At 48.8% G+C, this 13,382-nt stretch carries 17 protein-coding genes; 14 read left to right on the forward strand and 3 right to left on the reverse strand.

Features of this window, described 5'->3' with window-relative positions:
* Positions 1-53: 53 nt before the first annotated feature.
* On the forward strand, positions 54-680 hold the full coding sequence (locus Micr_RS04965) for a superoxide dismutase (protein ID WP_203134570.1): 627 nt from the start codon (positions 54-56) through the stop codon (positions 678-680).
* A gap of 85 nt (positions 681-765) precedes the next feature.
* On the opposite strand, the gene ftsZ is transcribed toward Micr_RS04965, so the two are convergent.
* Positions 766-1,830 (reverse strand): cell division protein FtsZ, encoded by a 1,065-nt coding sequence (gene ftsZ / locus Micr_RS04970; RefSeq protein WP_203134571.1) that lies wholly within the window; start codon positions 1,828-1,830, stop codon positions 766-768.
* 167 nt (positions 1,831-1,997) lie between these two features.
* Between ftsZ and Micr_RS04975 the strand changes: the two genes are divergently transcribed.
* Complete coding sequence (locus Micr_RS04975) at positions 1,998-2,969, forward strand: deoxyhypusine synthase (protein WP_203134572.1); 972 nt, start codon at positions 1,998-2,000, stop codon at positions 2,967-2,969.
* Position 2,970: 1 nt separating this feature from the next.
* Here Micr_RS04975 and Micr_RS04980 read toward each other — a convergent pair whose 3' ends face one another.
* Together Micr_RS04980 and Micr_RS04985 are read right to left on the reverse strand one after the other, a co-directional pair.
* Complete coding sequence (locus Micr_RS04980) at positions 2,971-3,639, reverse strand: amino acid kinase family protein (RefSeq protein ID WP_203135135.1); 669 nt, start codon at positions 3,637-3,639, stop codon at positions 2,971-2,973.
* 9 nt (positions 3,640-3,648) lie between these two features.
* Positions 3,649-4,905, reverse strand: coding sequence for an MBL fold metallo-hydrolase (locus tag Micr_RS04985; RefSeq protein ID WP_203134573.1), 1,257 nt, complete (start codon positions 4,903-4,905; stop codon positions 3,649-3,651).
* Positions 4,906-5,083: 178 nt separating this feature from the next.
* On the opposite strand from Micr_RS04985, the gene Micr_RS04990 reads away from it, so the two are divergent.
* The 12 genes from Micr_RS04990 (at position 5,084) to ftsY (ending at position 13,341) form a co-directional block, all read left to right on the forward strand.
* Entirely contained in the window at positions 5,084-5,902 is an 819-nt protein-coding gene (locus tag Micr_RS04990; RefSeq protein WP_203134574.1) for a hypothetical protein, read from the forward strand.
* Between the two features lie 43 nt (positions 5,903-5,945).
* On the forward strand, positions 5,946-6,557 hold the full coding sequence (locus Micr_RS04995) for an acetate--CoA ligase family protein (protein ID WP_203134575.1): 612 nt from the start codon (positions 5,946-5,948) through the stop codon (positions 6,555-6,557).
* 4 nt (positions 6,558-6,561) lie between these two features.
* Positions 6,562-7,992: an acetate--CoA ligase family protein gene (locus Micr_RS05000; RefSeq protein WP_203134576.1), complete on the forward strand. Its 1,431-nt coding sequence runs from the start codon at positions 6,562-6,564 to the stop codon at positions 7,990-7,992.
* Positions 7,958-9,313 carry an aminotransferase class III-fold pyridoxal phosphate-dependent enzyme gene (locus Micr_RS05005; RefSeq protein ID WP_203134577.1) on the forward strand — a complete coding sequence of 452 codons (1,356 nt, stop codon included), beginning with the start codon at positions 7,958-7,960 and terminating at the stop codon, positions 9,311-9,313. Before Micr_RS05000 ends, Micr_RS05005 begins: the two co-directional genes overlap by 35 nt.
* 160 nt (positions 9,314-9,473) lie before the next feature.
* Complete coding sequence (locus tag Micr_RS05010) at positions 9,474-9,902, forward strand: 30S ribosomal protein S19e (RefSeq protein ID WP_203134578.1); 429 nt, start codon at positions 9,474-9,476, stop codon at positions 9,900-9,902.
* A gap of 16 nt (positions 9,903-9,918) precedes the next feature.
* A complete protein-coding gene (locus tag Micr_RS05015; RefSeq protein WP_203134579.1) occupies positions 9,919-10,230 on the forward strand; it encodes a DNA-binding protein in 312 nt (103 codons plus the stop codon).
* 22 nt (positions 10,231-10,252) lie between these two features.
* Entirely contained in the window at positions 10,253-10,414 is a 162-nt protein-coding gene (locus tag Micr_RS05020; protein ID WP_203134580.1) for a 50S ribosomal protein L39e, read from the forward strand.
* 2 nt (positions 10,415-10,416) lie between these two features.
* Positions 10,417-10,815, forward strand: coding sequence for a hypothetical protein (locus tag Micr_RS05025; protein WP_203134581.1), 399 nt, complete (start codon positions 10,417-10,419; stop codon positions 10,813-10,815).
* Between the two features lie 30 nt (positions 10,816-10,845).
* A complete protein-coding gene (locus Micr_RS05030; RefSeq protein WP_203134582.1) occupies positions 10,846-11,520 on the forward strand; it encodes a translation initiation factor IF-6 in 675 nt (224 codons plus the stop codon).
* A 14-nt stretch (positions 11,521-11,534) separates the two neighbouring features.
* Positions 11,535-11,708, forward strand: a complete 174-nt coding sequence (gene rpl18a / locus Micr_RS05035) for a 50S ribosomal protein L18Ae (RefSeq protein ID WP_203134583.1) — start codon at positions 11,535-11,537, stop codon at positions 11,706-11,708.
* A 9-nt stretch (positions 11,709-11,717) separates the two neighbouring features.
* Complete coding sequence (gene pfdA / locus Micr_RS05040; RefSeq protein ID WP_203134584.1) at positions 11,718-12,149, forward strand: prefoldin subunit alpha; 432 nt, start codon at positions 11,718-11,720, stop codon at positions 12,147-12,149.
* Position 12,150: 1 nt separating this feature from the next.
* Positions 12,151-13,341, forward strand: a complete 1,191-nt coding sequence (gene ftsY / locus Micr_RS05045) for a signal recognition particle-docking protein FtsY (RefSeq protein ID WP_203134585.1) — start codon at positions 12,151-12,153, stop codon at positions 13,339-13,341.
* Positions 13,342-13,382: the final 41 nt, after the last annotated feature.

Here is a 13,382-nt window from a genome sequence, read left to right on the forward strand (position 1 = left end):
TTTTAGCAAAAGGGTTAAAAAAAGGTTTTCCTTATTTAAGTTTGGTGATTAAAGTGGAAGAGATAAAAGGATTAAGGAAGTACGAGCTGCCACCGCTGCCATACAAGCTTGACGCCCTGGAGCCGTACATAAGCAAGGATATAGTGGACGTGCATTACAACGGCCACCACAAGGGCTACGTCAACACGGCGAACACGCTTATAGACAGGCTCAACGGAATAATAAAAGAAGAGGTCAAAAGCTACGACATACACGGGGTTTTGAGAAACCTCACATTCAACATAAACGGGGACAAGCTGCACACGCTTTACTGGAAGGACATGGCCCCCGAAGGCAAGGGAGGAGACAAGCCCGGAGGAAAGCTTGGCGACCTGATTGACCAGCAGTACGGCGGCTATGAAAAGTTCAAGAAGATTTTCACAGAAGCGGCGAACTCGAACCCTGGAACGGGATGGGCGGTGCTGACATACGACAAGGAGAACAGCAACCTGAACGTAATGACTGTGGAAAACCACTTCATGAACCACCTCGCAGAGATGCCGATAGTCCTGATACTGGACGAATTCGAGCACGCGTACTACCTGCAGTACAAGAACAAGAGGGCAGATTACGTAGGCGCATGGTGGAACATCGTCAATTGGGACGAAGCTAACAAGAAGCTTGACGGCCTCCTAGAATAATCTAAAGTGCGTTTTGGCGCGGAGGCCTTCCTCCCGCCACTTGTTTTTGCCTTGTTTTAGCAGATAGAAGAAAGTAAAGCGGAGCTCAGAACATGTCGTCGAGCTCAACCTTTTCCAAGTTCTTAATCTCCTTCTTTATGTTTGTGTCGGTGTATTCCGGGAATTCCACTCCGCTGACTACAAGCATTATGCGTATGGAATCCTTGGCCATCTCGTCGTCTATCCTGGCGCCCCACTTTATGAGCGCATCGCTGCTTATCCTGCTCGCGACCTCCTGGAATATGGTTTCTGCTTCCCTTAGCGTAAGGCTTTCGCCGCCGATTATGTTTATCAGCGCTTTCTTCGCCGTTGCCATATCTGCGTCTAGCATAGGGCTCTTTATTGCGTTTTCAAGCGCTATGAGCGCCCTGTTCGACTGCGTGGAGGTTGCCATGCCCTCTCCCGAGCCTATGACAGCATAACCAGAATCCTTCAACACCATCCTGAGGTCAGCGAAGTCTATGTTTACCATTCCGGGCTTCGTGACCATCTCGACTATGCCCTTAGTGGCGCTGGAAAGCACCTCGTCAGAAACCCTGAACGCCATGTTTAACGGCAGATCCGGTGCCACTGAAAGAAGCTTGTCGTTGTGAATTATTATTACGGTGTCGCACATCTTCTTCAGCTTGGAAAGGCCTTCCAGCGCGTTGTGCATCCTTGTCCTTCCCTCGCTCGAGAATGGAAGCGTGACTATTGCAACAGTAAGCGCGCCGTTCTCCTTTGCTTCGTGCGCTATCGTGCTTATTGATCCGGTGCCTGTGCCTCCTCCGAGTCCGCACGTCATGAAAACCAGATTTGCGTCGGAGAGCATGTGCTTTATCTCGTCCTTGCTCTCCATTGCGGCTTCCTCGCCGACCTTTATGTCGCTTCCTGCACCCAATCCCTTTGTAACCTTCTTGCCGAGCAGGAGCTTCCTCTCGGCCCTTGTCTTTATCAGATGTGGTGCGTCGGTATTCATGGCTATTAGCGTTGCGCCCTCTATGCCAAGAGTAGCAAGCCTGTTTACGGTGTTGCTGCCGCTTCCGCCTGTTCCAACAACGTATATCTTGGGTTTTGCACCCTCTATAAATCTCAGGATCTCTTCATCGTCAACACTTGTAAACTCGCTCATGAAATCACGGTCGCTGATTATTATGCTCCTGAAAAGGTTAAAAATCTATTTACAGAATTATTCAGGATAAGGGCTGCCTTGGAAAAGAGCAGTGCAAATCCGTAAGTATTTGTTTTTCGATTACGATTGTGCAGCGGCTTGCGCCGAATTTCTATTTGGATGATTCAATGGCTGAAAATGGCAAAAATAAAAAGGAAGAGAGCAAGAAGCTCACTTCAATACCAGTGCATGACATAAGGCTCAAGAAAGGCATGACTGTAGAGGGGCTGTTCAGTGAGATGGAGCACGTAGGCGGATTCTCGGCCCAGCACATGATAACAGGCACACACATAATGGAAGACATGCTAAAGGACAAGAAATCCTTCAACTTCCTGTCCTTCCCGGCAGACATTGTATCCACAGGCCTTAGGGGGGTGCTTGCATCCATGACCAAGCACTTCAACGCCATAATAACAACAGGCGGAACAGTTGACCACGACCTTGCAAGGGCGTTCGGCGGCAAATATTCTTTGGGGACCTTTAACGCTGACGACGCTTACCTTCATTCACTCAGGGTATACAGGCTCGGAAACGTATTCATCGAAAACGACGAATATGGCCTAAAGGTTGAAGAGAGCTTCAAAAAGATAATGGATGACATATATTCGTCAAAGGATTACAAGAAGGAGTACAGCGCAAGCGAGCTGCTTTACGAATTCGGAAAGCGCATAAAGGACGAAGGGTCCATACTAAGGCAGGCCTACCTGCACAATGTCAAGATATTCAACCCCGGAATACTCGACGGCGCTTTTGGGACGCAGCTGACGATATATTCCCAGGATCACGACTTCAAGCTCAACCTCATAAGGGACGAGCTCGAGCTTAGCAATATATCCTTCGACAACAAGGTAACCGGAGCTCTCATGATTGGCGGCGGAATAAGCAAGCACCACGTAATATGGTGGAACCAGTTCAAGGGAGGGCTTGACTATGCGGTTTACATAACCACGGCCACGCAGTTCGACGGAAGCCTTTCTGGTGCAAGGCTCACCGAAGCAGTGTCATGGGGAAAGATAAAGGAAAAGGCGAAGTATGTAACAATAGACGGCGATGCTACGATAATACTGCCCTTCATGATGTCTGCGCTAGGAATAGAATGATTCAGCGCTTTGGCTTTATTACGGTGCCTTCGTGCTTCCTGCGCGAGATGGCACTTTCTATGTTCTTTATGCTTTTGTCAAGGAAGTGAAGCTCGGTGTTGGAGCGCTTGGCTATTTTGCAGGCTATGACGTCGAAGACGAAATTCGAGCGCGCGACCCTTGTATCGTCCTTCATCGCAAGTTCAAGGAGCTCGTCTATGTCCATGGCATTAACGAATTTTCCCTTTTCGTTGTAGATGCCCTTGGGAGTGCTGACATTTATCACGTGCGTAGCATCGGCAGACTCTGCTAGAAGCATGGTCACGGTATCAGTGCTTATTCCCGGTATTATTCCACCGGTAATCACTATGCTGCTGTTTTTGATCTCTGAGCGGATGCCGTTCGGATCTCCTCTGTACACTGCAGATGAATTCCCGAATGCCGAGTGCAGCAGCCATGCATTTAGGTATGTAGTCTGTATCCCTATGTTGTCCTTTATGTACTGCGATTCCGTGAATTCTGATGCAGCGGTTATGTATTTTTTGCTTGTGAAGCCCCCTCCAACCACTATTATGAATGACGTTCCCTTGGAAGCGTGCTTCTTTATCAGTTCGACGAAGCTCTTTATAAAAAGGATATCCAATTCTCCGTTCTCCTTCGTAAGCGTGCTTCCTCCCAGCGAAATCGCTATGGTACCCGTTCACTCCCCTAGATCTATGGTGTCTCCGACCTTTGGCGCATATGCCTCGAATCCCTCACCCTTGAGGTTTTCTGCGAAAGCCTCGGTGTTTTCCGGGCTCCCGTGCACGCATACCACAATGTTTGGGGCGCTTTCCCTTACAAACTTGTAAAGGTCGCTCATGCCAGAATGCGCAGAAAAATCATAAAAACCTACCTGAAGGTTGAACTCCTTGTCAACCTCCTCTATGTATATCTTGCCAGTGTTCATGAGCCTCCTTCCCCTTGTGCCTTCCACTTGATAGCCAGTGAGGAATACCTTGGATTCGCTGTTGAGCCTTGTTATATAGTGCATTGCAGGGCCGCCATTAAGCATCCCCGCAGTAGTCACGACAATGGAACCGCCTTCAAGGGCCCTCTTTCTATCTGCCAAATCGTTGACCCAGTTGCATTCGTTCGCGGCCTTGGAAAGCAGATCCGCGTTTCTTATGAATTTTTTGTTGGATAACACTATTTCCGTTGCCTCTCTTGCCATTCCGTCTATGTATGTGCGCTCTATCAGGCCATTCTTGTATAGTATTGCGAGGAGCTCCTGGCTTCTCCCGACTGCAAATGCGGGCACAAGTGCTATGCCGCCATTGTCGGTCGTTTCCTTTACACCCTCGACAAAATCGTGAACTAGCTTGTTCCTGTCAGGGTGCTCCCTTGTTGCATAGGTTGACTCTATTATTAGCACGTCGCTCCTTACGGGCTTGGCGCCTTCGTGCAGCAATTGCGGCGACATCTTGAAATCCCCGGTATAGACTATGCGCTTGTTGTTCTTGGCATTGGTGCGCTCTACAAGAGTTATGGCGCTTCCGGCTATGTGCCCTGCATCGTAAAGCTCTATGTCGAAGTTGCCCATGTGAAGGGGCCTTTTGTAATCGGTCTCCATGAAGCGCTTTGAGAATTTATCGAGTTGCCTCTTGTGGAAATTTATTTTCGTGTGCTCCTTCCTTGATATCTTTATGGTGTCGTTGAGCAGGAGCTCGGAGAGCCCGAGAGTAGGGCTTGTTCCTATTGTGGGCATTGACATCTCGTTGTACAATGAGGGCGACGACCCGCTGTGGTCTAGATGCGCGTGGCTTAGTATCAGTGCGTCGGCCTTGGGCTCCGCTATTGGATATTCGGTCACATCGTCAATCTTGACACCGTAATCGAACAGCAGATTCCTTTTGTCTTGGAGGAATATGGCAGAACGGCCTACTTCGTGTGCCCCGCCAAAGAAGCTTAATTTCATCGAAAATACCTTTGTGGCGGAACTCACCGCTGCTTTAGATTCGTAAAGAAATTATAAAAACGTTGTTTATTCTTGAACCCTGTTTGATATTTGTCATCAGGGCCTTATTCGGTGAATTGGAAAGATATTTAAGTTATCATAACGTTTTATTAAATGTCAATATTTTTGCAATGATTTTATGCCCAACGAAATAAATTTCATGGACCTGACAGTTTTGAAAAGGATAAAACCTGACACTACCGTTGAAAAGTTCGGCGGACTGATAAATTCCTCATTTTTCGACGCATCGAATGCCCTTGGAACCCTAAAGCTCAAAGGCTTGGTTGATTTTACCACATACGTACCGGGCCAGAATGCCATAAGCGTAACCGAGATGGGAAAGAAGCTGATTGAGGAAGCGGATTCGAAGGAGAAGATGCCGTTCGACCAACTTGATCTGGCAATACTTACGCAGCTCTCAACGGGCAAAAGGAATCTGGCTGACCTGAGCACTGCAGTCAACATAAGTTCCAAGGATCTTGCAATGCACCTTTACAAGCTGTCGGAACAGCAGTATTTATCAGCTGACATAAGGAACGGAGTCATGGACATGTCGCTAACTGAAAAGGGATTCATGCAGGCCAAGGCAGGCATGCCGCAACAGGCAACCCAGGCTCAACCTCAGCCGCAGGCTCAGCAGCAGCCGAAGCCAGCGGTTCAAACGCAGCCGCAGCAAACTCCTGCGGCTCCAAAACCGAATCCAACTACTGCGCCACAGCCACAACAGGGTCCAACACCTTCGAATACTGCTGCGGCTCCAATGGCAGCGACTGCGCAGCCACAGGCGGCACAGCAGGAACAGATGCAGCATCCGGCAGAGGACAAAGAGATAGCCGAGATGCAGAAGCAGCTCTCGTCCCAGCAGGTTAAGAAACCAAGCAAAACGATTTATTATGTTGTTGCAGTCGTGGTAATAATCATAATACTAGCTGCGCTTTTTGCAAAAGGCATATTATAGTTAAATGAGAAAACCTTTGGGTGAATGCAAGATGGGCACTTTAATGGATTATATGGACGCCCACGCACTGCTGGGCAAATATGGTATAAAGGCGCTTGATGCCGCTTATGTGGGAAGCGCAAAAGAAGCAGTGGGATTTGCGAAGGGAAGAACGATAGTGATGAAGCTCATATCGGACAAGGCGCTGCACAAGTCAAAGAGCGGGCTCGTAAAGCTAAGCCTATCAGGAGATGCAAAGATAGAAGGAGCCTATTCCGAACTGGTAAAGCTCGGAGAGAAATTGAAACCTTATAAGATACTGGTGCAGGAGCAGGTTTCAAATGGAACTGAGATAATAATAGGAGGCAACACAGACCCGCAGTTTGGAAAGCTCATACTTTTGGGGCTTGGCGGAATATACGTTGAAGTGTTCAAGGATGTCTCGGTAAGGCTGTGCCCAATAACCGAATATGACGCCAACGCCATGATAGAAAGCCTGAAGTCAAAGCAGATAATGCTTGCGGACGAAAGGAACGGGAAGATAGTGAAAAACCTGCTGCTCAAAGTATCGGAGTTCCTTGTGAAAAACCAGAAGATTACTGAGCTGGACCTGAATCCGATAATATTGCACGACGGGACGTACGATGCGGTTGACCTGAGGCTTATAGGGGAATGATTTTATGGCAGGAAAATATTACAATCTCGACAACATGTTAAAACCTAAAAGCGTTGCCATAATAGGGGCTTCGCAAAGCCCTGAAAAAGTGGGCCACATAATAATGCAGAACTACCTCAACGTCGGTTATGACGGTGATCTTTATCCGGTAAATGTCAGCGCTGAAGGGCTCATACTCGGCAAGAAGTCCTACAAGAGCGTGCTCGACATCAAAAAACCCCTTGACCTTGCCGTAATAGCCATACCTGCGAAGTTCGTTCCTCAGTCACTGGAAGAATGCGGAAAGGCAAAAGTGAAAAGCGTTATAATCGTAAGCAGCGGCTTTTCGGAAGTTGGCGATACCGGGCTGCAGGAGCAGATAGTGTCGATAGCCAAAAAGTACTCGCTGCCTGTGCTCGGGCCCAACTGCCTCGGAGTCATGGATTTGCGCTCGAGGGTTGACACCATGTTCCTGCCGACATTCAAAATAGACAAGCCCAGCATAGGGGGCGTAAGCTTTGCCTCCCAGAGCGGGGCCGTAGGCAGTGCCGTCCTTGACCTGATATCGCATGAGAACTTCGGGCTCTCCAAGTTCATATCTTACGGCAACGCCGCAGTTGTTGACGAAGTGGATATACTAAACTACTTGGGGCATGACCCAGACACCAAAGTAATAATATTTTACATAGAAGGAGTGAGGCGCGGAAAGGAATTCGTCGAGGTCGCAAAAGAAGTGACAAAGCTCAAGCCAGTCATAATGATAAAGGGAGGAATAACCCCGGCAGGATCGAGCGCGGCACATTCGCATACTGCATCGCTTGCTGGCAGCTATGCAGCATATGAAGCGGTATTCGAGCAGTACGGATTCATACAGGCAAAAAGCCTTGACGACATGCTTTATTTCGCGAAGATATTCGAGGCGCAGCCGTTGTCCACTAAAAAGCGCATTGCGATAATAACCAATGGCGGAGGCGTCGGAGTGCTCGCGGCAGATTCGCTGTACTTGAACGGCTTGCAAATGGCCGAGCTTTCCGATGATGCAAAGAAGGAACTCAGGAAGGTCATGCCGCCAATAGTGAACATGAGCATGCCGATGGACATGGCAGGAGATGCAGACGACAAGAGGTTCGGAGCCGCGATGGAGGTTCTCTCCAAGGACCCGAACGTAGATGCGCTCATGGTAATCTCGCTGTTTCAGACTCCCGGTGCCGATTCCAGGGTAGCGGCGATGATAATAAAATATGGTTCTGAAGGGAAGAAACCAATAGTAGTAGTGAGCCCTGGTGGCAACTACGCCGAAGTGCACAACAACATGATGGAAAGCTCCGGAGTCCCAGTATACCCTTCGCCGGAAGATGCTGCCAAGGCGCTTGCCGCTTTGGTAAAATATTCTGAGTATAGGGAGAGAATGGGGTCTTTGAATGCCGAAGATAAAAATATCAAAAAAAGCAAATGACGTGATAAAGAAGGACAAAAACCTTTTTGTAACTACTACTAGAGAGAGCTATCCGTTCGTTGCTGACAGGGGTGATGGCGATTTCACCTACGACATATCTGGAAACAGGTTCATAGATTTTTCGAGCTTTATTTCCGTATACAATTTCGGCGTTAATGCAAACGCAAAGGTAAGGGAAGCGATAAAGGCGCAGGTTGACAAGCTCATGCATTCTGCCTTTACCGACTACTATGCCGAACTGCCGGTGAAGTTTGCAGAGGAATTCACCAGCATGTTCCCGAAGCAGTATGGCAAGCTTTTCCTATCCAATTCCGGGACCGAGGCCAACGAAGCCGCAATAAAGTTTTCAAAGGTCATAACAAAAAGGAGCAGCATAATGGCGTTCTACAACTCCTTCCACGGAAGGACAAACGGATCGCTGGCATTGACATCGTCGAAGATCGTGCAGAGGGAGCACATGGGGCCATTCGTCAACGCCGTCCATGTTCCATATCCTTATTGCTACAGGTGCCCGCTGCACCAGAGCTATCCCGATTGCGGATTCGCATGCATAGATTACATAAAGGACTATCCGCTTTCTAAGGAGGTGGCCGGAGAGGAAATCGCAGCTTTCGTGGCCGAGCCGATACAGGGAGAGGGCGGCTATATCGTTCCGCCGAAGGATTATTTCAAGGAGCTCAAAAGGCTCACTGACAGCTACGGCATGCTTTTCGTATCGGACGAGGTACAGGCTGGATACTTCAGGGCAGGAAAGCCGGCAGCGCTGGACAATTTCGGAGTGCATGCCGACATATACACGTTCGCAAAGTCCGTCGGTGCTGGGTTGCCGCTTGGAGTTACAATGCTGAAAAGAAGCCTGCCGGACATACCGGCCGGGGCACACGCCAATACTTTCGGTGGGAACCTTGCAGTAATTGCGGGAGCGCACGCGCTGGCAAAGCACGTGAAGAATAACATGCGCTCCATAGAAGAGCAGGTGCATACAAAAGGTAGGATAATGAAATCCAGGCTCGAGAAGATGAAGGAGCGCTACGAGATAATAGGCGACGTGCGGGGCATGGGCATGATGCTCGCAATAGAATTGGTAAAGGACAGGAAAACAAAGGAGCCAGCAGTAAAGGAAAGGGATTCAATAATGGAAAGGTGCTTCTACGACGGGCTGCTGATGCTGCCTGCAGGAGTCTCGACCATAAGGATAATACCCCCACTAACCATGTCCATGCACAATATAGAGGAAGGGCTTGGCATACTGGAAAGCGCAGTGGAAAAGGAAAATGCAGACATGCTTGGCAAGCTAAGGACGGCCAAGGCACGGAAATAGGAGCAGCAAAGGTATAAAAACACGAACAACGCAAACTATTTATAATAATTATGCCAAAAAGGTTAGTCAGAGCCTTATTCGGCCAGCTGCGTCAATCAATGCGGTTCGTTGGCGCTTGGCTTATGTTTAACAGCTAAATAAAATACTCAAAGATGGTTTAATGGCAAACGTATATGACGTTGATGCATCGGAACTCGTGAAGATGGCAGCTGAAAAGCTCAAGAGCAAGGTGAAAAAGCCGGACTATGTCAATTATGTGAAGAGCGGAGCCGCAAAGGAGCGCGTGCCCGAGGATCCGGATTTCTGGTACATAAGGACGGCTTCGATACTGAGGCAGGTATATGTGAACGGCCCAGTGGGAGTTTCTAGGCTTAGAACAAGATACGGCTCAAGGAAGGACCACGTAATACACAAGCACCACCACATGCCCGCAAGCGGAAGCATAATAAGCGACGCTTTCAAGGAGCTTGAAGGCTTGGATTACGTCAAAAAGACAGGCAAGGGCAGGGTAATAACCCCGAAGGGAAAATCCTTCCTGGACAAGCTCTCCAACGAGATAAGCGGCTACAAGTCGCAGAGTGCAAACTGAATGCTTTTGGTGCAGTATGATGTCCGAATCTTATGAAGGTCAGGACGACAGGGAAGCGAAGAAGGCGCTTGCGAAGGTTTACAGGGAGATGCAGCGCGAACAGCAAGTCAAGTCAATGCTCAGGCAGCTGCTGGATCCAGACGCGTACGAGCGCATAATGAACATAAGCGTCTCGAACCACGATCTATACATGCAGCTGTCGAACCTGATTGTGCAGCTTGCGCAGTCAAACCAGGTATCCGGAAAGATAACAGACGCGCAGCTTATATCGCTGCTCAACAGGCTCACGTACAAGCCTGAGCCGAAAATAGAATTCAAGCACAAATGAAGCTTACGATTATGGTGTTAAAATGTCAAAGAAGAGCAAGATCAAGAAGGAGCGCTTGGGCAAGCAGATAAAAAGGTCCAGGAGAATACCGGTGCTCGCAATGGTAAGGACGCACAGGAGGATACAGCAGAACCTGTTCGCCAGGAACTGGAGGAGGACCAAGCTGAACCTTAAGGGTGATTGAAAATGCCTGCAAAACTCATAACGATAAACATAAGGAGATACCTGGTAACGCAGCCCAGGTCAGTGAGGCAGAAGCGCCTCAGCAGGTACGTCAGGGAAAGGATTGCGCACTACATGAAAGTATCGGAGGAGAACGTTAAGATAGACACTGCAATGAACAGCGCAATGACAAAGGTTTACACTAAGAGCATGATGCCGATAAAGGCCAACGTCAACATAGACAACGGAGTGGCCAAGGTGTCATTGTATAGCGACAAAAAGCCAGCTGATACGCAGAAGGCGGAGCCCAAGGCCGCAGATAAGAAGGCAGGAAAGGGAAAGCAGGAGCAAAAGAAAGAAGCCCCCAAGCCCGAGCAGAAAAAGCCCGAAGCTGCGGAACCGAAGGCAAAGCCCAAGCAGTGATGCTTGGAAAGCCAAAGTAACGGTGCCCACATGCCAATCATAAAATATTCCATACACGAAAGCGGCTATGTGGGTGCATTCGGCACTGCGACGGACAAGTACGTTTTCATGGGCAATTCGCTGAATGCTACAGGAGTCAGAGCGGTATCCGGTGCGCTTGGCTCAGAATGCATTCTTATAACCGTAGGCATGTCTGACCTTGTAGGGATTTTCGCCAGGGCGAATTCCAACGGGATAGTCCTGTCCAACATAGCCGCTGACAGCGAAGTAAAAAGGATAAAGGAGCTGGCAGAAGGCATAAACGTCGGTTGCATCAGCAGCAACCTCAACGCCATAGGCAACAACATTTTGGCAAACGACAAGATCGCGATAGTGAACCCGGAATACGGAAATGATGACATAAGGGAAATACGCGACATACTCGGCGTAGAAGTAATAAGGTATTCCGGGGAAAGCTTCAAAACAGTAGGCGCGAGCAACGTCCTAACCAACAAGGGGCTGCTTATAAACAACAGGTGCAGCGACGAAGAGAAGGAGGAGCTCGACAGGGCCACCGGAATGGATTCCATAAGGACCACGGCCAATACCGGTGCGCTCAGCATAGGGCTTTCCGTGCTGGCGAATTCCAAGGGGGTCGTGATAGGCTCCGAGACCACGGGATTCGAGATAGCTAGGATAACTGACGCTCTGGACATAGGCGATTAAAAAAAGGTGAAAGCATGAAGTACATAGTAAGAGGAACAATAAAAAAGGGCTCGAAGCAAAAATTTGAGCTCGAGATAGAAGCAAACAGCGAGAAGCACGCTACGGAGAGTGCGCTCGTAAAGATAGGCTCGAAGCAGGGGCTTAGCAAGAGCATGATAGCGATAAAGGAAGTCGTTGAAGCAAAATAAGGTCTTTGGATGAGCTCTCAAGAAAGCGGCGAAAGCCTTGAAGAGGCGGTGCAGAACCTGCAGTACATGCAGCAGGTCTACCAGAACCAGTACACCACCATAAGCAGGGAAATAAACGCGGTCATGGACTACATAAACGAGCTCAATGCTGCCAAGACGTCAATGGAAAAGTTTGAGAGGATAAAGAATTCCAATATCCTTTCACCCATAGGCTCGTCCATTTTCATAAGCGCCAAGGCGACCGAAGAGGCGAAGGTCCTGGTTGGCGTTGGCGGCGGATACCTGATAGAAAAGGAAATCGCAAAGGCGATAGAATACCTTTCCTCAAGGATAGAGATGCACACAAAGAACATGCAGGAGCTCATGAAGGCGAGGAGCAAAGCCGAGGACGCCATGTTCGAAATATCGACGAAGCTGGATAAGATTTTGAAGCAGGCATAATATGTTTGATTCGCTGCGCAAAAAAATATCGAATGCCATAGGTTCAATCGTAAAAAGCGAGCGCGAGGAGGAAGGCGCAAGCGCAGAAGGTGCTGCAGCATACGCGCAGAAAGCGGAAGAGGAACGCACAGAAGTTGTGGAAACCGCTGGCGCAGAAAAGGAGGAGGAAAAGCTGCCGGTTGAAGAAAGAAAAGAGAATGAAACTGTTACTGAAACGGCAAAAGAGGAAAAACCGGAAAGCCCGGCCGTCGAACCATTGATTGAAAAAGCCAAGAAGGAAGAGAAGATGAAGCTTTCCCTTTCTACGAGGCTTAAAGGCGTTTTCTCAAAGGAAGTAAAGCTCGGCGAGTCTGACATAGACAACTTCACAGATGAACTAATGCTAACACTGCTGCAGTCCGACGTCTCTTATGAGACAACTGACAAATTCATAAATTCGCTCAAGGAAACCCTGAAAAGCTCGACTTTCGAATCAAGGAACATACGCGAAGGCGTTTCCGATTGCGTGAGATCCGAGCTTTCCAAGGTGCTCAAAGAAGGAATGCCGAAGGAGCAGCTTCTCCACATAGTAAAGGGCAGGCTTGACGCGGGAATGAAGCCAGTTTCGATAATGTTTCTGGGACCCAATGGCACCGGAAAGACCACCACAATGGCGAAAATAGCATACATGTTCAAGAAAAACGGCATAAGCTCGGTTTTTTCTGCCAGCGACACGTTCAGGGCCGCGGCAATAGAGCAGACGTCGTTTCACGCATCGAAGATAGGCATGCCTGTGATAAAAGGCAGCTACGGCGCTGACCCGGCAAGCGTAGCTTTTGACGCAATAGAATACGCCAAGGCACATAGCTCGGATACCGTGCTCATAGACACCGCAGGCAGGCAGGAAACGAACAAGAACCTGCTTAACGAGATAAAGAAGATGGAGAGGGTGGCCAAGCCGGACATAACGATATATGTAGGCGAAAGCACTGCAGGAAACAGGATTGCGGAGCAAGTGGCGGAGTTCTTAAAATACATAAAGATAGACGGGATAATACTCACAAAGCTCGACTGCGATGCAAAGGGCGGAAACGCCATATCGCTCTCTGACGTAACGGGATTGCCGATATTCTTCTTCGGGACCGGAGAAGGCTATGAAGAGTTAATGGAGTTCAATCCCTCTTTCATAATTGACTCCCTTGTTCCAAACTAGGGCCGTTGCGACACATTTATAATGTTTGTTTGAGAATAGTT

The organism is Candidatus Micrarchaeum sp., from assembly GCF_016806735.1.
In the GTDB taxonomy this organism is placed as follows: Archaea; Micrarchaeota; Micrarchaeia; order Micrarchaeales; family Micrarchaeaceae; genus Micrarchaeum_A; species Micrarchaeum_A acidiphilum_A.